17 protein-coding genes are annotated in these 18,295 nt (G+C 72.5%); 13 read left to right on the top strand and 4 right to left on the bottom strand.

Features of this window, described 5'->3' with window-relative positions; translation table 11 throughout:
* Positions 1 to 10 precede the first annotated feature (10 nt).
* Positions 11 to 1,045 (top strand): SAM-dependent methyltransferase, encoded by a 1,035-nt coding sequence (locus ABZ934_RS26075; RefSeq protein WP_361317663.1) that lies wholly within the window; start codon positions 11 to 13, stop codon positions 1,043 to 1,045.
* A 76-nt stretch (positions 1,046 to 1,121) separates the two neighbouring features.
* On the opposite strand, the gene ABZ934_RS26070 is transcribed toward ABZ934_RS26075, so the two are convergent.
* The 3 genes from ABZ934_RS26070 to ABZ934_RS26060 all read right to left on the bottom strand — a co-directional run bounded on the left by ABZ934_RS26070 (position 1,122) and on the right by ABZ934_RS26060 (position 5,952).
* On the bottom strand, positions 1,122 to 2,681 hold the full coding sequence (locus ABZ934_RS26070; protein WP_361317660.1) for a M28 family metallopeptidase: 1,560 nt from the start codon (positions 2,679 to 2,681) through the stop codon (positions 1,122 to 1,124).
* Positions 2,682 to 2,901: 220 nt separating this feature from the next.
* Complete coding sequence (locus ABZ934_RS26065; protein WP_361317658.1) at positions 2,902 to 4,026, bottom strand: DUF5937 family protein; 1,125 nt, start codon at positions 4,024 to 4,026, stop codon at positions 2,902 to 2,904.
* 801 nt (positions 4,027 to 4,827) lie between these two features.
* Positions 4,828 to 5,952 (bottom strand): beta-eliminating lyase-related protein, encoded by a 1,125-nt coding sequence (locus tag ABZ934_RS26060; protein WP_361317656.1) that lies wholly within the window; start codon positions 5,950 to 5,952, stop codon positions 4,828 to 4,830.
* Positions 5,953 to 6,061: 109 nt separating this feature from the next.
* Between ABZ934_RS26060 and ABZ934_RS26055 the strand changes: the two genes are divergently transcribed.
* The 11 genes from ABZ934_RS26055 (at position 6,062) to ABZ934_RS26005 (ending at position 14,531) form a co-directional block, all read left to right on the top strand.
* The gene (locus ABZ934_RS26055) at positions 6,062 to 7,069 is read left to right on the top strand and encodes a DUF2520 domain-containing protein (protein ID WP_361317653.1); all 1,008 of its coding nucleotides are present in this window, start codon (positions 6,062 to 6,064) and stop codon (positions 7,067 to 7,069) included.
* On the top strand, positions 7,066 to 8,076 hold the full coding sequence (panC, locus tag ABZ934_RS26050) for a pantoate--beta-alanine ligase (RefSeq protein WP_361317651.1): 1,011 nt from the start codon (positions 7,066 to 7,068) through the stop codon (positions 8,074 to 8,076). The genes ABZ934_RS26055 and panC overlap by 4 nt, the downstream gene beginning before the upstream one ends.
* Positions 8,073 to 9,815 carry an L-aspartate oxidase gene (locus ABZ934_RS26045; protein ID WP_361317649.1) on the top strand — a complete coding sequence of 581 codons (1,743 nt, stop codon included), beginning with the start codon at positions 8,073 to 8,075 and terminating at the stop codon, positions 9,813 to 9,815. Before panC ends, ABZ934_RS26045 begins: the two co-directional genes overlap by 4 nt.
* Entirely contained in the window at positions 9,812 to 10,801 is a 990-nt protein-coding gene (gene nadC / locus ABZ934_RS26040) for a carboxylating nicotinate-nucleotide diphosphorylase (RefSeq protein WP_361317647.1), read from the top strand. Before ABZ934_RS26045 ends, nadC begins: the two co-directional genes overlap by 4 nt.
* Positions 10,802 to 10,804: 3 nt before the next feature.
* Entirely contained in the window at positions 10,805 to 11,614 is an 810-nt protein-coding gene (locus ABZ934_RS26035; RefSeq protein WP_361317644.1) for a type III pantothenate kinase, read from the top strand.
* A gap of 152 nt (positions 11,615 to 11,766) precedes the next feature.
* Positions 11,767 to 11,958 (top strand): DUF397 domain-containing protein, encoded by a 192-nt coding sequence (locus ABZ934_RS26030; protein ID WP_361317642.1) that lies wholly within the window; start codon positions 11,767 to 11,769, stop codon positions 11,956 to 11,958.
* A 72-nt stretch (positions 11,959 to 12,030) separates the two neighbouring features.
* A complete protein-coding gene (locus tag ABZ934_RS26025; RefSeq protein WP_361317640.1) occupies positions 12,031 to 12,690 on the top strand; it encodes a hypothetical protein in 660 nt (219 codons plus the stop codon).
* 59 nt (positions 12,691 to 12,749) lie between these two features.
* Positions 12,750 to 12,917, top strand: a complete 168-nt coding sequence (locus ABZ934_RS26020; protein ID WP_361317638.1) for a hypothetical protein — start codon at positions 12,750 to 12,752, stop codon at positions 12,915 to 12,917.
* A 120-nt stretch (positions 12,918 to 13,037) separates the two neighbouring features.
* The gene (locus tag ABZ934_RS26015) at positions 13,038 to 13,469 is read left to right on the top strand and encodes a BlaI/MecI/CopY family transcriptional regulator (protein WP_361317635.1); all 432 of its coding nucleotides are present in this window, start codon (positions 13,038 to 13,040) and stop codon (positions 13,467 to 13,469) included.
* Positions 13,470 to 13,478: 9 nt separating this feature from the next.
* Complete coding sequence (locus ABZ934_RS26010) at positions 13,479 to 14,009, top strand: amino-acid N-acetyltransferase (protein WP_361317632.1); 531 nt, start codon at positions 13,479 to 13,481, stop codon at positions 14,007 to 14,009.
* A gap of 186 nt (positions 14,010 to 14,195) precedes the next feature.
* Positions 14,196 to 14,531 (top strand): Lsr2 family protein, encoded by a 336-nt coding sequence (locus tag ABZ934_RS26005; protein ID WP_361317629.1) that lies wholly within the window; start codon positions 14,196 to 14,198, stop codon positions 14,529 to 14,531.
* On the opposite strand, the gene ABZ934_RS26000 is transcribed toward ABZ934_RS26005, so the two are convergent.
* Positions 14,513 to 15,118 carry an SCO3374 family protein gene (locus tag ABZ934_RS26000; protein ID WP_361317627.1) on the bottom strand — a complete coding sequence of 202 codons (606 nt, stop codon included), beginning with the start codon at positions 15,116 to 15,118 and terminating at the stop codon, positions 14,513 to 14,515. The genes ABZ934_RS26005 and ABZ934_RS26000 overlap by 19 nt on opposite strands.
* 463 nt (positions 15,119 to 15,581) lie before the next feature.
* On the opposite strand from ABZ934_RS26000, the gene ABZ934_RS25995 reads away from it, so the two are divergent.
* Positions 15,582 to 18,107 (top strand): ATP-dependent Clp protease ATP-binding subunit, encoded by a 2,526-nt coding sequence (locus ABZ934_RS25995; RefSeq protein ID WP_361317624.1) that lies wholly within the window; start codon positions 15,582 to 15,584, stop codon positions 18,105 to 18,107.
* Positions 18,108 to 18,295 lie beyond the last annotated feature (188 nt).

Raw genomic sequence — 18,295 nt, 5'->3', positions numbered from 1 at the left:
CCTGTGGGGGATGAACGCTCAGGGTGATGGGATCGGACCGGTCCGGTGGTCGACGGCCATGGAGGCCGCGCTGTACGGGCAGGGCGGTTTCTACGTGGACCCGCGCGGCCCCGGTCCCGCCGGGCACTTCCGTACCTCCGTGCACGTCTCGCCGCTCTACGCGGGCGCCGTGGCCCGGCTCCTCCTCGCGGTGGACGAGGACCTCGGCCGCCCGGAGGGGCTGGACCTGGTCGACGTTGGGGCAGGGCGCGGGGAGCTCCTGACCGGGGTGCTCGACGCCCTGCCGGCGGCGACGGCGGCGCGGGTGCGGCCGTACGCCGTGGAGCGCGTGGGCCGGCCCGAGGGGCTGGACCCCCGTGTCCGCTGGGTCGCGGCGCCGCCCGAGGGGACCACCGGGCTGCTGTTCGCCAACGAGTGGCTGGACAACGTACCGCTGGACGTCGCCGAGGACGGGCGGTACGTCCTGGTCGCGCCGGACGGTACGGAGACCCCGGGCGGCCCGCTGGAGGGCCGGGACCGCGCCTGGCTGGACCGGTGGTGGCCGGGCCCGGGCCGGGCGGAGATCGGCCGCCCCCGGGACGAGGCGTGGGCGGCGGCCGTCGCGACCCTCGACCGGGGGCTGGCGGTTGCCGTGGACTACGCGCACACCCGCGAGGCCCGGCCCCCGTACGGCACCCTGACCGGCTTCCGCGGCGGCCGTGAGGTCCCGCCGGTCCCCGACGGGAGCTGCGACATCACCGCGCACGTCGCCTTCGACGCCTGCGCGGGACCGGACGCGGCGCTGCTCACGCAACGGGAGGCGCTGGCCGCACTCGGCGTCTCGGGCGCCCGCCCGCCACTGGCGCTGGCGTCGAGCGACCCGGCGGGGTACGTGCGCGCCCTGGCCTCGGCGGGGGAGGCGGCCGAACTCACCGCTCGCGGCGGCCTCGGCGACTTCGGGTGGCTGGTGCAGCCGGTGGGCCTGGACGGCGCGGGCGGCGCCGACGGCTCGGGCCGGCTGGACGGACTGGGCCGGCTGGACGGACTGGGGCTCCGGCCGCGCTGACGCCGGGCGCGGCCGGGCGCCCCCGCCCCCGCAGCCGGGCTGACGCCGGCTGGCGCCGCCCGGCCGGAGCGCCGGACTACTGCGTCACGCCGTGGTCGTGGCCCTCGCGCAGGCCCCCGCCGCTGCCGGACGCGCCGCCACCCGCGGGGGCGGGGACGACCGGCCGCGCGAGCGGGGCCAGGTCGTAGGCGTAGTGGCCGACCGCGTTCGCGATCACGTCGACGTTGATGTCGAGCGCCTTGCGGTCGATGTTGGCGATGGTGTCGCCCTTCCCGTGGTAGTTCACGTCGTAGGCCACGCCCGCCTGGCCGCCGAACTTGGCCGCCTGCTCGGCGGTCTTGATGCCCTCGGCGCCCGTGTCCGTGCCCCCGGACGCGATCCCGGCCTCGATGAAGGGGCCGTAGTCCGAGCGGCCGGTGAAGTCCGAGCCCTCGTGCGGGATGTTCCGCGAGTCGAGGAAGTCGGTGATGCCCTTCTCCAACTGGGCGGAGCCCTCGGGTCCGGGACCGGAGCCGACCTTGTCCGAGTCGTCGCCGTCGTAGACGAAGTAGGCGGCGTTCGGCGAGGCGATCATGTCGAAGTTCAGGTAGAGCCGGATCTGCTTCTTCTGCGCGTCCGTCAGGCCGCCCACGTACGCCTCGGAGCCGAGCAGGCCGAATTCCTCGGCCGACCACCAGGCGAACTTGACCTTGTTCTTGATGTGCTTCTGGCTGCTCGCGAGGCGCTGTGCGACCTGGAGGATGCCGGCCGAGCCGGAGCCGTTGTCGTTGATGCCGGGACCGGCCGCGACCGAGTCGAGGTGCGCGCCGAGGAAGACGGTGTTGTTCTCGTCGCCGCCGCTGGTCTCGGCTATGACGTTGTACGTCGTGCGGTTCTCGCGGAGCTCGCGGATGTCCAGGGTGACCTCGACCGGTCCGGCCGCGGCCTCGGCGGCGAGCTTCTCGCCCTCCGTCTGGCTGACGCCGCCGGTGGGGACCTTGCCGGCGTCGGCGGTACCGAGGGTGCCGTTCAGCGCGCCCTCGGTGTTGTTGTAGATGATCGCGCCGACCGCGCCGGCCGCCGCGGCGTTGGCCTGCTTGACGGCGAACGCGCAGCCGCCGCGCTTGACGAGCGCGATGCGCCCGGTGAAGGCGCCGGGGGCGAAGTCGCCGGGCTCACAGCCGTTCGTGCCGTCCGCGTCGACGGGGACCACGGCGAGCCGCGCCGTGACGCCGTCGGCCGGACCGCTCGCGGTGTACGTCATCAGCTTGATCGGGACGTCACGAGGGGCGGCGCCCTTCACCTTCAGGGTCTCGGCGATCGTCTCGACGTACACGAAGTCGAACGCGTTCTTCGTGACCTTGTACCCGGCCGCCTTCATGACGGCTTCCACGTACTGGGCGGACTGCACATGACCCTTCGAACCGGCCACGCGCGTGCGGTTGTTGTAGTCGGCGATCGACTGGAAGACCTTCAGATGGTTCTCGGCGCCCTTGCCCGTCGCCTCCTTGACCAGCTTCTTCGCCAGCGCGTCGCCCTGGGCGGCGTCGCTCTGCGGGCTGCCGGCAGCGGCGGGTCCGGCGAGCAGCAACGGGGAGGCGAGGGCCAGTGCGGCAAGGGCGGCGGTGGTGGCCGCGGCTATACGGCGTGAGGGCATGAAGGTCCTTTCACGACAACAGGGGCAAGCAGGCTGGGCGGTGGACGCACGGTAAGCAGCGAAGCGTCGCTCTCGCCAGACCTTTCACTGCTTCCGGTTTGTGAAATCCGGATATCGGTGTGTCCGCGCCGTCGGTTCCCGGCCGGCGTGGCGTCCGTGAGCGCCGACATGGCCGAGATCGCCGAGATCACTGTGGTCACCGGGGTCACCGTCCGGTCGGTTACCGCAGGATCCCCTCGATGAAGTCGGAACCGATGCGGGCCACCGCCGGGAGGTCCAACTGGTGCTGCGCGTAACGGCCTTGGCGGCGGGTGTGGAGAAGGCCGGCCTTCTTGAGCGCGGCGAGGTGGCGGGAAACCTCCGGGGCGGATACGCCGTGGACGGTCGCCAACTCGCCCGTCGTGTACGGGGCCCGGGCCAGGCTGCGGCACAACCGCATCCGCATGGGGTGCGCGAGGGCGTCCATGCGGAGCCGCAGCAGTTCCACCGAGCCGGGCGCGGAGGCCGGTTCGGGGGAGCCGAGGGGGTAATGGAGGACCGGGCGCCAGCCGGGGGCGTGCAGCACGAGGAGGTGCGGCCGGCCGAAATTGGTGGGTATGAGGACCAGACCCGGCCCGACGCGGGGGTCCGTGGCGGTGGTGGAGCCGTTGACCATCTTGTCGGCGGTGATGGTGGTCCCGGCCTCGTCGACGCTGAGCGCCGCCGAGACCTCCCGGAGCACCGCGGGCAGGCCCTTGTGCCGCAGCACCTCGGTCTTGTGCCGGGTGTCGGCGACCTGCTGGGGGCCGATCCGTTGCCAGGTCTCGGCGAAGAACGCCTCGTCGCAGTCTTCCAGGAGGCGGCGCAGCCAGACGCGGACGGCGGCGGTGTCGTCCAGCAGCCGCAAGGAGAACCGCAGCTGCGCCGGCCCGCGGGCGGCGGCGGCCTCCAGGACCTTGGCGCGGGAGGCGGGGTCCTTGAGGGGGGACCGCGCGCCGCCCTCGTCGTAGAGCGCGAGCCAACAGTGTTCGAGGGCGGCCGTCACGAAGCGCTCGTCGTCGAGGAGGTCGAGTACGTCGAGTTCCTCGGCCAGGGTCGCGGCGGGCAGGCCGGTGCCGCCGGGGGTGCCGGCGAAGGGCATGAAGATGTCGGAGAAGGAGCTGCGCCACAGGAAGTCGGCTTCGAGCAGCCGGTCGGCGAGGCAGGGGTCGAGGGCGGTGGTGGTGGCGGTGGCCCAGGACGCGAGGTGCGGGTGGTGGGCGGGCTGGGAGAGAGCGTGCAGGGCCATGCAGAGTTCCGCGAGGGGGGAGGGCGCGAAGCGGATGCGCTCCGCGGGGAGCCCGGCGATGTCGATGGTGACGCTCATCGCCCCATTCTCCCGGTGGCCTTCGCCCCCGTCCCCCGCACCGGTCCGTCCGAGCGACACCCCGCCCCGGGCGGGGGCGGTGTGCGGCTCCGCCCCGGGGGCGGCCGTACCGGGCCACCGCCCGGGCTGCGCCTCAATCGCCGGCGGGGCTGCGGTGGGGCTCGGCCCCGGGTCGACTGGGGCGGACGCCCGGTCCGGGGGCCGGCTGCGCGGCTGCGCCGGGCACTCGCAACGCCCGCCGGCGGCTGGGGGCGGGGACTCCGGCCCCCGGGCGGCGGCTACGCGACGCGGGTGACCGCTGCGCGGAGCGATCCCCTACCCGCCCTTCCACCGTTCCCCGGACTCCGCCCGGCCCCGCGCCTCAAGCGCCGGCGGGGCTGGGTGGTCGGGCTGGGCCCGGAGCCTGCGCCTCAAGCGCCGCGAGGCTGGGTGGTGGGTCTGGGCCCGGCCTTGCCCCTTCATCGCCGTCGGGGCTGCGGTGGGGCTCGGCCCGGATCGTGTGGGGGGCAGGGGTGCTGCCCGGGTCGGCTGGTGGGCATTTTCAGCCTCGCCGGCGATTGAGGCGCGGGGGTCCGGGGGCCGGCCCCCGGCAGCGGCGCCGCACGTGGGCACGGCGGGGTCCCGGGCCGGGCCGGCCCTCGCGCGGCGGCGCAGTCCCCGCCCGCCCGGCCCCCGCCGGGCGGGGCCAGGCGGCGCGGGCCCGGTCCGGCCGACCCACGCCCGGACCGGGTCCGGAAGCCCCGCACCCATCCCCGCCAGAGGCTAGGGCCGTGACCGGGAAGGTCTGCCCGGCCACACCCCCTAGAGGCGGGAGGTGAAGTCCGCGACCGCCTCGCGGACGTCCGCCGCCGTCCAGGACAGGCCCGGGGCGGTGATTTCCAGTTCCGTCAGGGAGACACCCGGCGGCCCGCCGGGTGACCACCGGCGGAACAGGACGCGGCCCGTCTCCTCCGCCTGCCGCAGGCCCGCCTCCGTGAGCCGCTCGGCCTCGTACGGCAGCCACACCTGGAACTGGTGCGTGTGCGGCACCTCCGGATGCACCCGGAACCACGGCAGCCCCGCCTCCGCGAAGCCCTCCCGCAGCGCTGCCGCCACCACCCGCGCCCGGGCCACGTACGACGGCAGCTCGGGCAGTACCCGCTCCAGCCCGGCCAGGCCCGACAGGGCCTGCGGGAACTGCCGGAAGATCTGGCCCCCGTACCGGTGCCGCCAGACCCTGGCCTCCGCGACCAGCGACGCGGGACCCGCCAGCGCCGCCCCGCTCAGCCCCCCGAGCGACTTGTAGAGGGACACGTACACCGAATCCGCCAGTCCCGCGATCTCCGGCAGCGGTCGCCCGAAGTGCACCGTGGACTCCCACAGCCGCGCCCCGTCGAAGTGCACCACCGCGTCCCGTTCCCGCCCCGTCTCCACCAGCGCGACGAGCTCCTCCCACGTCGGCAGCAGGAAGCCCGCCTCCCGCAGCGGCAGCTCCAGCATCAGCGTGCCGAACGGTTCCGGCAGCTCCGCGACCTCCCGCGCCGTCGGCTGCCGTGCCTCCCGCGTCGGGTACACCGTCCGCAGCCCGGACACCGTCGACAGCGCGCCGTCCTCCCACAGCTCGGGGTGGCTCATCGGGTGCAGGGCCACCACCGGGTTCCCGGTCCGCCCCGCCCAGCACCGCAGCGCGACCTGCTGCGCCATCGTCCCGCTCGGGAAGAACGCCGCGTCCTCCATGCCCAGCAGCTCCGCGACGCGCCGCTCCAGCCGGGCCACCACCCCGTCGCCGTACACGTCCACGCCCTCGTCCGGGTCCGCCTCCGTCAGTCCCGGCAGCGCCGCCAAGAGCTCGCCCACCGTCGGCTCCAGCAGGCTCCGCGACAGGACCCGGTCGGCCCCCCGCCACGCCGCCACCAGCCGCTTCGTCCGGTCTTCGTCATCCGTCATGCCCCGATCATCGCCCGGCCGCCGTCGGACCGGCCGACACGCCCAGGGGCTAGCATGGCGGCGTATCGTCCGGTACCCCCCGCGGACTGGAACGGAAGGCATCGCCCGCGTGAACGCACCCCATCAGACGGAGCCCCGGGATCCGTCCGACCGCCCTGCCCGGCTCGCCGTGGGCGTCGTCGGCGCCGGCCGGGTCGGCCCCGTGCTGGCCCGCGCCCTCCAGCAGGCCGGACACCGCCCCGTCGCCGTCTCCGGTGTCTCCGACGCCTCCCGCCGCCGGGCCGCCCGGATGCTGCCCGACGTGCCGCTCGTACCGGCCGAGCAGGTGCTCGAACACGCCGACCTGGTGTTCCTCACCGTCCCGGACGACGCCCTGCCCGCCCTCGTCGAGGGCCTCGCGGAGACCGGCGCGATCCGCCCCGGCCGGCTCCTCGTCCACACTTCCGGGCGCTACGGGACCGCCGTGCTGGACCCCGCCCGCCGTGCGGGCGCCCTCCCCCTGGCCCTGCACCCCGCGATGACCTTCACCGGTACCGAGGTCGACGTACAGCGCCTGGCCGGCTGCTCCTTCGGCGTGACCGCCCCCGACGAGCTGCGGCTCGCCGCCGAGGCGTTGGTCATCGAGATGGGCGGGGAACCGGAGTGGATCGCGGAGGAGAACCGTCCGCTCTACCACGCCGCCCTCGCCCTCGGCGCGAACCACCTGGTCACCCTGGTCGCCCAGGCCATGGAACTGCTCGGCAAGGCCGGTGTCGAACACCCCGACCGGATGCTCGGCCCGCTCCTGGGCGCGGCCCTGGACAACGCCCTGCGCTCCGGTGACTCCGCCCTCACCGGCCCCGTGGCCCGCGGGGACGCCGGTACGGTCGCCGCGCACGTCGCGGAACTGCGCAAGCACGCCCCCGCCGCCGTCCCCGGCTACCTCGCGATGGCCCGCACCACCGCCGACCGTGCCCTCGCGCACGGCCTGCTCAAGGCGGAGCTCGCCGAGGACCTGCTCGGCGCCCTCGCCCAGACCGACACCGCCCCGCCGGCCGGCCCCCGCAGCGACCCGGGCACCGACCCCGAAACCGACCCCGAAACCGACCGCGACGACCCCGAGGGCGACGGCCGATGACCGAGCACCCGCTGCTGCTGAACACCGCCGACGCGCTGCACCGCCTCCCGCGCACCGGACGCCGCGCCGTCGTCATGACCATGGGCGCCCTGCACGACGGCCACGCCACCTTGGTCCGTACGGCCCGGGACCTGGCCGGCCCCACCGGCCAGGTCGTCGTCACCGTCTTCGTCAATCCCCTCCAGTTCGGGGCGAACGAGGACCTCGACCGCTACCCCCGCACCCTCGACGCCGACCTGGCGATCGCCCGCGCGGCGGGCGCGGACGCCGTGTTCGCCCCAGCCGTCGACGAGGTCTACCCCGGCGGCGACCCGCAGGTGCGGATCAGCGCCGGCCCCATGGGCGGGCGCCTCGAAGGGGCCACCCGCCCCGGCCACTTCGACGGCATGCTCACCGTCGTCGCCAAGCTGCTCCACCTCACCCGCCCGGACCTGGCCCTCTTCGGCCAGAAGGACGCGCAGCAACTGGCCCTGATCCGCCGGATGGTCACCGACCTCAACTTCGCGGTGGACGTCGTGGGCGTGCCCACCGTCCGCGAGGAGGACGGCCTGGCCCTGTCCTCCCGCAACCGCTACCTCTCCGCCGCCGAGCGCCGCACGGCCCTGGCACTGTCCCGCGCCCTGTTCGCGGGCCGCGACCGGCTCGCCGCCCAGGCCGCGCTGCGCGCCCGCGCGGTGGCCTCCCCGGCCAGCGACCAGCGGGCCACCGCCCTGGCCCGGCTCGGCGAGATCCGCGCCTCCGCCGACGCGCACGCCGTCTCGGTGGCGGTCTCCGCCGCCGGGGCCGGTCTGCCCGACGCCGTGCGGGCGGCCGCCCGGCACGTCCTGGACGAGGCGGGCCGCCAGGACCCGCCGCTGGCCCTGGACTACCTGGCGCTGGTGGACCCGCAGGACTTCACCGAGGTCGGCCCCGACTTCACCGGTCAGGCCGTCATGGCCGTCGCCGCGAAGGTTGGCACGACCCGGCTGATCGACAACATCCCATTGGAGTTCGGAGCACACACGTGAGCACCCCAGGCACAGGCACCGCCGGCACCGGCATACGGCTGCACGCCCCCGCCCCCGGCTGGGCCGTCGACGCCGACGTCGTGGTCGTCGGCTCGGGCGTGGCGGGCCTGACGGTGGCGCTGCGCTGCGCCGCCGCCGGCCGCCGTACGGTCGTGGTCACCAAGGCCCGGCTCGACGACGGCTCCACCCGCTGGGCCCAGGGCGGCATCGCGGCGGCCCTCGGCGAGGGCGACACCCCCGAGCAGCACCTGGACGACACCCTGGTGGCCGGCGCGGGCCTGTGCGACGAGGCCGCCGTACGGCTCCTCGTCACCGAGGGCCCGGACGCCGTACGCCGCCTCATCGAGACCGGCGCCGTCTTCGACACCTCCGCCGAGACGGGCGAGATCGAGCTGACCCGCGAGGGCGGCCACCACCGCCGCCGCATCGCGCACGCGGGCGGCGACGCGACGGGCGCCGAGATCTCCCGGGCCCTGGTCGAGGCCGTCCACGCGGCCGGTATCCGTACCGTCGAGAACGCGCTGGTCCTGGACCTCCTCCAGGACGCCGAGGGTCGGACCGCCGGCGTCACCCTGCACGTCATGGGCGAGGGCCAGCACGACGGAGTCGGCGCCGTCCACGCCCCGGCCGTGATCCTCGCGACCGGCGGCATGGGCCAAGTCTTCTCCGCCACCACCAATCCGTCCGTCTCCACCGGCGACGGCGTGGCCCTCGCCCTCCGCGCCGGCGCGGAGGTCTCCGACCTGGAGTTCGTGCAGTTCCACCCGACGGTGCTGTTCCTGGGTCCGGACGCCGAGGGCCAGCAGCCGCTGGTGTCGGAGGCGGTCCGCGGCGAGGGCGCACACCTCGTCGACGCCGACGGGGTGCGCTTCATGGTGGGGCAGCACGAACTCGCCGAACTCGCCCCGCGCGACATCGTCGCCAAGGGCATCATGCGCCGCATGCAGGAGCAGGGCACCGCCCACATGTACCTGGACGCCCGGCACTTCGGCGCCCGGATGTGGGAGCAGCGCTTCCCCACCATCCTCGCCGCCTGCCGCGCCCACGGCATCGACCCGGTGACCGAGCCCATCCCGGTCGCGCCCGCCGCCCACTACGCGTCCGGCGGCGTCCGTACCGACCTGCACGGCCGCACCACCGTCCCCGGCCTGTACGCCTGCGGCGAGGTCGCCTGCACTGGTGTGCACGGCGCGAACCGGCTCGCCTCCAACTCCCTGTTGGAGGGCCTGGTCTTCGCCGAGCGGATCGCCGAGGACATCGTCGCCCACCCGCCGGCCGTGGGCGGCCCGGTCGTCCCCGTCCCCTCCACCGGCCCGCTCCAGCCCGCCGGGGCGCGCTACGAGGTCCAGCGCATCATGACGGACGGCGCGGGCGTCCTGCGCTCCGCCGACTCCCTCGCCGGGGCAGCCGCCGCGCTTGAAGACCTGTACGCCGCCGCGCTGAACGGCCTGGAGGCCCACGGCAAGACCGCCGAACCGGGCGTCGACACCTGGGAGGCCACCAACCTGCTGTGCGTGGCCCGGGTCCTGGTCGCCGCCGCCCGGCGGCGCGAGGAGACCCGCGGCTGCCACTGGCGCGAGGACCACCCCGACCGCGACGACGCCGGCTGGCGGCGCCACCTCGTCGTACGGCTCTCCGCGACCGAGAAGCGGGCCCTGGTCGTCACCCCCACCGACTCCGCGGACTTCCCGTCCGTACGGCACCCCCTCATCTCCGACAGCATGGAGCAGTCAGCGTGAGCACGCACGAGCACGACAACCGGCACGACGAACTTCCCCTCCTCGACTCGGCGGAGGGCGGCTGCGGCGACGACTGTGCCTGTGGTGACGGCGAGGAGTCCGGCCTGGACCCGGCGCTGGCCCAGCTGTTGACCGACGCCGGCCTGGACCCGATCGAGGTCGAGGACATCGCGCACATGGCGCTGTCCGAGGACCTGGACGGCGGGGTCGACGTCACCACCGTCGCCACCGTGCCCGAAGAGGCCGAGGCCGTCGCCGACTTCGTCGCCCGCGAGGACGGCGTCGTGTCCGGTCTGCGCGTCGCCGAGGCCGTCTTCTCGATGGTGTGCACCGAGGCGTTCGAGGTGGAACGGCACGCGGAGGACGGCGACACCGTCAAGGCCGGCCAGGTGCTGCTCTCCGTACGCGCCCGCACGCGCGACCTGCTGACCGCCGAGCGCAGCGCCCTGAACATCCTGTGCCGGATGTCCGGCATCGCGACCGCCACCCGTCGCTGGGCGGACGTCCTGGAGGGCACGACGGCCAAGGTCCGCGACACCCGCAAGACCACGCCCGGGCTGCGCGCGCTGGAGAAGTACGCGGTCCGCTGCGGCGGCGGCGTCAACCACCGCATGTCCCTCTCGGACGCGGCCCTGGTCAAGGACAACCACGTGGTCGCGGCGGGCGGCGTCGCCCAGGCGTTCACCGCCGTCCGCGAGGCGTTCCCGGAGGTCCCGATCGAGGTCGAGGTCGACACGCTGGAGCAGATCGGCGAGGTCCTGGCGGCGGGCGCCGACCTGATCCTGCTGGACAACTTCACGGTGGCCCAGACGGCCGAGGCGGTCGCCCTCGTCGCCGGCCGCGCCACCCTGGAGTCCTCGGGCCGGCTCACCCTGGACACCGCCCGCGACTACGCCCTGACCGGCGTGGACTTCCTGGCGGTCGGCGCGCTGACCCACTCGTCGCCGATCCTCGACATCGGCCTCGATCTGCGCGAGGCGGTGTAACCGATGCTCCTCACCATCGACGTGGGCAACACCCAAACGGTCCTGGGCCTGTTCGACGGTGACGAGATCGTCGAGCACTGGCGCATCTCGACCGACCCGCGCCGTACGGCCGACGAGATGGCCGTCCTGATGCAGGGTCTGATGGGTACGCACCCGATGCTCGGCACGGAGCTGGGCGACGGCATCCACGGCATCGCGATCTGCTCGACGGTGCCCTCGGTGCTGCACGAGCTCCGCGAGGTCACCCGCCGCTACTACGGGGACGTCCCGGCGGTGTTGGTGGAGCCCGGCATCAAGACCGGCGTGCCGATCCTGATGGACAACCCCAAGGAGGTCGGCGCGGACCGCATCATCAACGCGGTCGCGGCCGTCGAGCTCTACGGCGGGCCGGCCATCGTGGTCGACTTCGGTACGGCGACCACCTTCGACGCGGTGTCGACGAAGGGCGAGTACGTGGGCGGGGTCATCTCCCCGGGGATCGAGATCTCGATGGAGGCGTTGGGTGTCCGGGGCGCCCAACTGCGCAAGATCGAGCTGGCCCGCCCGCGCAACGTGATCGGCAAGTCCACGGTCGAGGCGATGCAGTCGGGCGTGGTCTACGGGTTCGCCGGGCAGGTGGACGGCGTCGTCGCGCGCATGGCCAAGGAACTGGCCGGCCCGCACGGCGACCCGGACGACGTGCGCGTCATCGCGACGGGCGGGCTGGCCCCGATGGTCCTCGGCGAGTCCTCGGCGATCGACGAGCACGAGCCGTGGCTGACGCTGATCGGCCTGAGGCTGGTCTACGAGCGCAACGCGCCGAACTTCGACTGACCCCACCGACGCCGGTGTCCGGCCCCGCCTCCCGGGGCCGGCCCCGCGTCGTCGTGCGAGGAATTTTCCCGAAAATGGCCGGAAAGGCCGGCCGGCGGGGATACGGTCCCACCGGGAAACACCCGAACCCTTCCCCGGCGGAGGAGACCACCATGACCGCGACCGCTCGGCTCACCTGGCAGAAGTCGTCCTACTGCGGCGACGGCGACACATGCGTCTACGTCGCCTCCGCCCCCGGCGTCCTGGTCCGCGTCGCGGACCGCGCCGACCCCGCCCACCTGGTGATGGCCACCACCCACGCCGCGTGGGCCGCTTTCCTGGAAGCGGTCAAGGCGCAACCCTGAGCGGGCCGGCCCGGCGCGCCGGGAAAAGGCGACATCGGGGGATTTTGTCCGATTAGCGCGTATCTTCGCCCCATGCCCACGCCCTACGGTTCCCGCGGCGGCATGGCGTTCAGCGCTGCTGAGCTGCACCTGCTCAGGCGTTCGCTCGCCCACGCCCTCCAGTCCTCCACGGCCCCCCTGACGGCCGGCGAGGTCCAGGACTGCCTGCGCCTCGCCGCGTCGGTGGACGACGCGGTGCAGGAGGCGGGGCGGCTCAGAGCGTTCCTCCTCGCCGACCTGGCCCGCTACAGAGCCGCCCTGCCGGGAAGCCTGCCCGGGTACCTGGAGCTGCTCCAGGACGCCCTGGCCGCCGGGTACGAGCCCGTCCCCGACGACCTCGCGGCGCTACGGGCGCTGCGGGCCAACCCGGTCGCCGCCGCGGTGCTGGAACGGGCCCAGACGATCGCGGAGCGCTCCGTACGCCGCCGGCTCTCCACCACGCCCGCGCCCCGGACCCGGCTGCTGGCCCTGGCGGGCCGTCGCGAGGAGGAACGGCGCCCCGATCGGCGCCCGGAACCCCGGCCCGCCCCCAAGCCCGCCGAGCGGCCCGCGGAGAAACCCGCCACCAAGCCCGCCGAGCCGGGCGAGAAGCCGGCCCCGCACCCGGAGCGGCCCATCCCCACCCCGGGCGAGGTCTTCCCGCCCCGCCGCAAGCCCACCCCGCCTCCCGCCGACGGCCGCGCCGTCGGCTGACCCCGCGGCCCGCGACCCGGCACACCGTCCCGGCCGCGGCACTGGCTACGCTGGAGGGCATGGACTACGTTTCCGCGATCGTGCCCCCCCTCGTGATGGCCGTGTTCTTCATCTTCCTCGTCAAGACGATCGTGAAGAGCCAGGGCGGCGCCAACAAGGCAAAGGAAGACGCGGCGGTCGACGCCGTTCTCGCCCGCGCCGAGGCGGCCCGACAGACCGGCAACTGACCCGGCAACTGACCCGGAGAACCCCTTGGGGGCCCTGACTTCGTCGGGGCCCCCACATTTGTCGCGCGTTGTCGTCCGAATAGTCGGGCAATTCCCCACAACCCGCACTATCGTGCTGTTGTGCCTCGCCCCCTGGGAGAACTCGAAGACGCCGTGATGACACGGGTGTGGCAGTGGAACCGCCCGGTCACCGTTCGTGAAGTCCTGGAAGACCTTCAGCAGGAACGGTCCATCGCGTACACCACGGTCATGACCGTTATGGACAATCTCCATCAGAAGGGCTGGGTCCGTCGGGAAGCCGAAGGCCGCGCCTATCGCTATACGGCGGTCTCCACCCGCGCCGCCTACTCGGCCGCACTGATGAACGAGGCGTGGTCGACCAGCGACAACCCGGCGGCCGCCCTCGTGGCCTTCTTCGGCATGATGTCCCAGGAACAGCGCGAAGCCCTCCGGGACGCCGTACGGATCGTCAGTCATGACGACGAGGCGCCCCCGGAAGTCCCGGAAGCCGAAGGGGACACCGGGGAGCGACCGCCCGCTCCGGAGCGATAACGTCGCCGCATGGGAGAGCTTTCCGCCGAAGACGCCAAAACAGTGACCATCCGCCGCGCGCGCACCGGAGATGTTCCCGCGCTGCGCCGCCTGCTCGACCAGTACGTGCAGCAGCGGATCCTCCTCGACAAAGCCCCCGTGGTCCTTTACGAGGACATCCAGGAGTTCTGGGTAGCGGAACGCGACTCCGACGGCCAGGTCGTCGGCTGCGGCGCTCTCCACGTCATGTGGGAAGACCTCGCGGAGGTACGCACTCTCGCGGTCGACCGCAGTTTGAAGGGGGCCGGCGTCGGACATCGGGTGCTGGCCAAGTTGCTGGAGACCGCGCGCCGGGTCGGTGTGAGCCGGGTTTTCTGCCTCACCTTCGAAGTGGACTTCTTCGCGAAGCACGGCTTCGTCGAGATCGGGGAGACTCCGGTCGAGACCGATGTCTACATGGAGCTCCTGCGTTCCTATGACGAGGGTGTCGCCGAGTTCCTCGGTCTCGAACGAGTGAAGCCGAACACCTTGGGCAACAGTCGGATGCTTCTGAACCTGTGATCGGGGGGCGATCGGCGGGTGCTCGACCGCGGCCGCTTTTACGGACCCCGCCCGCCTGTGGCCTATGTCCGAATCGCGCACGTTTCCCGCTCCGTGGCGGTCCTGAACCTCACCCGGGGGGTTTGTGTTTTCCCCGCAAAAGCGGTTTCCTTTCCGCGTACTGCATTTTCGATGAAAGGAAATCCGGTGGCACAGAAGGTTCAGGTCCTTCTTGTCGACGACCTCGACGGTGGCGAGGCGGACGAGACCGTGACGTTCGCTCTGGACGGCAAGACCTACGAGATCGACCTCACCGCCGCCAACGCTGAAAAGCTCCGCGGCCTGCTTGAGCCCTACACCAAGAGCGGCCGCCGCACCGGTGGCCGTGCCGCCGCGGGTCGCGCCAAGGGCCGCACCGCGACGACGTCCGGCAACCCGGACACCGCCGAGATCCGCGCGTGGGCGAAGGCCAAGGGCCTCACGGTCAACGACCGCGGTCGCGTCCCCGCCGAGATCCGCGAGGCCTACGAGAACCGGGCCTGACCCACGGCACCGGGCCGCCCCGCCGGGGCCGTACGCCGCCGCAGGCGCGCCCTGTGGCACTCCGTCGCCGCCGCGGCGACGAGGCGTACGAGATCGGGTCCGGCGCCCTGCCCCCGACCGGGCAGGGCGGGCAGTGACGCCTCGCACCCCTGCTCGGGGGGCCGCAGCCACACCGCGGCCCCCCGAGGGTCGTGCGCCGCGGGCTGCCCGGGGGGCGCCGGGGCGGTGATCAGACCACCCGCGCCGAGCGCGGTCAGGTCCAGCTCCACCCCGCGCCATTCCAGCCAGTCGAGGAGCCCGTCCAGCTCTTCCGCGCTTCCCGGCGCCACCAGGAACCGCATCCGGTGGCCTTCGACGGCCACCGGCCCGGTGGCGATCCGGCGGCGCAGCACCCGCGTCCCCGCGTCGGCGGGCAGCTCCAGTACGTCGAAGGCGGTCCCGGTGGCGAGCCGCGGGGGCGCCGTGCCCACGACGCCCCAGCCCGGCACACGGGCGTACCAGGCGGCGGGTGAATCGGCCTCGGGCGCGAGCCGGGGCGGCGGGACGACGGCGAGACCGGGGGCGTTCTGTGCGGCGATGAGTGCCATGTCCCGAGCAACTCCGGATTCGTTCCGGGGTTACGCGCCGCGTACGGAAGAATGCGGAACGTAAACGTCCGGCGGGCCCTGTCCCACATTAGAAGACGGAAGCCTGTTCGCCCGTAGCGGAGGGGACCGTGCCCATCGGCATGGACCGCGCGTCCTCGGGGGTAAGACATTCCTAGTGGATAGGGGCGACACGGTGAGGTGAACGGCCTTCGAGGGGCTTACGTTCGCCATCGGCGTACACGTGTGACGGGTATCTGCCTGGCCTGCGGGAACATCGTCTCGCACCATCGGGTTGGAGCAGGTGTCGGCTCTTACGGCCGGTTTTTCCCACAGGACGTGGGGGTGAGCCGCGGACGGATGTCGGCAGTTGGAATGAGCTGTCCCGCCCCGCGGGACTAGCATGCGGAAGGACAGGGCGGGGACCGACCCCGAACTGCCCGACCGCTCTGAGGAGCGATAAACGATGTTCGAGAGGTTCACCGACCGCGCGCGGCGGGTTGTCGTCCTGGCTCAGGAAGAAGCCCGGATGCTCAACCACAACTACATCGGCACCGAGCACATCCTCCTGGGCTTGATCCACGAGGGTGAGGGTGTCGCCGCTAAGGCCCTGGAGAGCCTCGGGATTTCGCTCGAGGCTGTTCGCCAGCAGGTTGAGGAGATCATCGGTCAGGGGCAGCAGGCCCCGTCCGGCCACATCCCCTTCACCCCGCGGGCGAAGAAGGTCCTGGAGCTTTCGCTCCGAGAGGCCCTCCAGCTCGGCCACAACTACATCGGCACCGAGCACATCCTGCTCGGCCTGATCCGCGAGGGCGAGGGCGTCGCCGCCCAGGTCCTCGTGAAGCTGGGCGCCGATCTGAACAGGGTCCGGCAGCAGGTCATCCAGTTGCTCTCCGGGTACTCCGGAGGCGGCAAGGAGTCGGCCACGGCAGGCGGCCCGGCCGAGGGGACCCCCTCGACCTCGCTCGTCCTCGACCAGTTCGGCCGCAACCTCACCCAGGCTGCCCGCGAATCCAAGCTCGACCCGGTCATCGGGCGCGAGAAGGAGATCGAGCGGGTCATGCAGGTGCTGTCCCGCCGGACCAAGAACAACCCGGTCCTCATCGGCGAGCCCGGCGTCGGCAAGACCGCCGTCGTCGAGGGCCTGGCCCAGGCCATCGTCAAGGGCGAGGTGCCCGAGACCCTCAAGGACAAGCACCTCTACACCCTCGACCTGGGCGCCCTGGTCGCCGGTTCCCGTTACCGCGGTGACTTCGAGGAGCGCCTCAAGAAGGTGCTGAAGGAGATCCGCACCCGCGGCGACATCATCCTGTTCATCGACGAGCTCCACACCCTCGTGGGTGCGGGCGCCGCCGAGGGCGCGATCGATGCCGCCAGCATCCTCAAGCCCATGCTGGCCCGTGGTGAGCTCCAGACCATCGGTGCCACGACTCTGGACGAGTACCGCAAGCACCTCGAGAAGGACGCGGCGCTGGAGCGCCGTTTCCAGCCGATCCAGGTGGCGGAGCCTTCCCTCCCCCACACGATCGAGATCCTCAAGGGCCTGCGCGACCGCTACGAGGCCCACCACCGCGTCTCCATCACGGACGAGGCCCTCGTGCAGGCGGCCACCCTTGCGGACCGCTACATCTCGGACCGCTTCCTGCCGGACAAGGCGATCGACCTGATCGACGAGGCCGGCTCCCGGATGCGCATCCGCCGGATGACCGCGCCGCCGGACCTCCGCGAGTTCGACGAGAAGATCGCGAACGTGCGTCGCGACAAGGAGTCGGCCATCGACTCCCAGGACTTCGAGAAGGCGGCCTCCCTCCGTGATTCGGAGAAGCAGCTGCTGGCGGCGAAGGCCAAGCGCGAGAAGGAATGGAAGGCCGGCGACATGGACGTCGTCGCCGAGGTCGACGGTGAGCTCATCGCCGAAGTCCTCGCGACCGCGACCGGCATTCCCGTCTTCAAGCTGACCGAGGAGGAGTCCTCGCGACTCCTGCGCATGGAGGACGAGCTCCACCGTCGCGTCATCGGCCAGAAGGACGCCATCAAGGCCCTCTCGCAGGCGATCCGCCGTACCCGCGCGGGTCTGAAGGACCCGAAGCGTCCCGGTGGCTCGTTCATCTTCGCCGGCCCCTCGGGCGTCGGTAAGACCGAGCTCTCCAAGACGCTCGCCGAATTCCTCTTCGGTGACGAGGACGCGCTGATCTCCCTCGACATGTCGGAGTTCAGCGAGAAGCACACGGTTTCCCGTCTCTTCGGTTCGCCCCCCGGCTACGTGGGCTACGAAGAGGGCGGCCAGCTGACCGAGAAGGTCCGCCGGAAGCCGTTCTCCGTCGTCCTCTTCGACGAGGTCGAGAAGGCGCACCCGGATATCTTCAATTCCCTTCTCCAGATCCTGGAGGACGGTCGTCTGACCGACTCCCAGGGCCGGGTCGTGGACTTCAAGAACACGGTCATCATCATGACGACCAACCTGGGTACGCGGGACATCTCGAAGGGCTTCAACCTGGGCTTCGCGGCCCAGGGCGACACCAAGAGCGGTTACGACCGGATGAAGGCGAAGGTCAACGAGGAGCTCAAGCAGCACTTCCGGCCCGAGTTCCTCAACCGTGTCGACGACACGGTCGTCTTCCACCAGCTGACGCAGGAAGACATCATCCAGATCGTCGACCTGATGATCGCCAAGGTGGACGAGCGCCTCAAGGACCGCGACATGGGCATCGAGCTCAGCGGTGAGGCGAAGCAGCTCCTGGCGAAGCGCGGTTACGACCCGATCATGGGTGCGCGTCCGCTGCGTCGGACCATCCAGCGCGAGATCGAGGACATGCTGTCGGAGAAGATCCTCTTCGGCGAGCTGCGCCCCGGTCACATCGTGGTCGTCGGTGTGGAGGGTGAGGGCGAAAACGCCAAGTTCACCTTCCGCGGCGAGGAGAAGACGGCTCTGCCGGACATGCCTCCGATCGAGGCGACGGGCTCCGGCCCGGACCTCTCCAAGGGCGCGTGAGCAGGACCCGCACCTAGCGGTACGAAGGGCGGCCCCGGGACCGAGAAGGTCCCGGGGCCGCCCTTTTTCGCGTGCGCGGGGGCGTGTCGCACTGCCCCGGGACGCCGGTCGTACACGTCGTTGAAGCGGTGACAAGCCGCACAGGGCAAATCGGACCTCCTATGACGTTTCGTAGATCGAGTGTCCGT

The organism is Streptomyces sp. NPDC046557, from assembly GCF_040645975.1.
Taxonomy (GTDB): domain Bacteria; phylum Actinomycetota; class Actinomycetes; order Streptomycetales; family Streptomycetaceae; genus Streptomyces.
This window is presented reverse-complemented; position numbering and strand designations above follow the sequence as displayed.

Excerpts from the sequence above, each read along its gene's own strand:
- ABZ934_RS26035 (WP_361317644.1), top strand. The coding sequence starts at position 10,805 with ATGCTCCTCACCATCGACGTGGGCAACACCCAAACGGTCCTGGGCCTG.
- ABZ934_RS26020 (WP_361317638.1), top strand. The coding sequence starts at position 12,750 with ATGGACTACGTTTCCGCGATCGTGCCCCCCCTCGTGATGGCCGTGTTC.
- panC (WP_361317651.1), top strand. The coding sequence starts at position 7,066 with ATGACCGAGCACCCGCTGCTGCTGAACACCGCCGACGCGCTGCACCGC.
- ABZ934_RS25995 (WP_361317624.1), top strand. The coding sequence starts at position 15,582 with ATGTTCGAGAGGTTCACCGACCGCGCGCGGCGGGTTGTCGTCCTGGCT.
- ABZ934_RS26075 (WP_361317663.1), top strand. The coding sequence starts at position 11 with ATGAACGCTCAGGGTGATGGGATCGGACCGGTCCGGTGGTCGACGGCC.
- ABZ934_RS26060 (WP_361317656.1), bottom strand. The coding sequence starts at position 5,952 with ATGACGGATGACGAAGACCGGACGAAGCGGCTGGTGGCGGCGTGGCGG.
- ABZ934_RS26010 (WP_361317632.1), top strand. The coding sequence starts at position 13,479 with ATGGGAGAGCTTTCCGCCGAAGACGCCAAAACAGTGACCATCCGCCGC.
- ABZ934_RS26070 (WP_361317660.1), bottom strand. The coding sequence starts at position 2,681 with ATGCCCTCACGCCGTATAGCCGCGGCCACCACCGCCGCCCTTGCCGCA.
- ABZ934_RS26025 (WP_361317640.1), top strand. The coding sequence starts at position 12,031 with ATGCCCACGCCCTACGGTTCCCGCGGCGGCATGGCGTTCAGCGCTGCT.
- ABZ934_RS26030 (WP_361317642.1), top strand. The coding sequence starts at position 11,767 with ATGACCGCGACCGCTCGGCTCACCTGGCAGAAGTCGTCCTACTGCGGC.
- ABZ934_RS26000 (WP_361317627.1), bottom strand. The coding sequence starts at position 15,118 with ATGGCACTCATCGCCGCACAGAACGCCCCCGGTCTCGCCGTCGTCCCG.
- ABZ934_RS26065 (WP_361317658.1), bottom strand. The coding sequence starts at position 4,026 with ATGAGCGTCACCATCGACATCGCCGGGCTCCCCGCGGAGCGCATCCGC.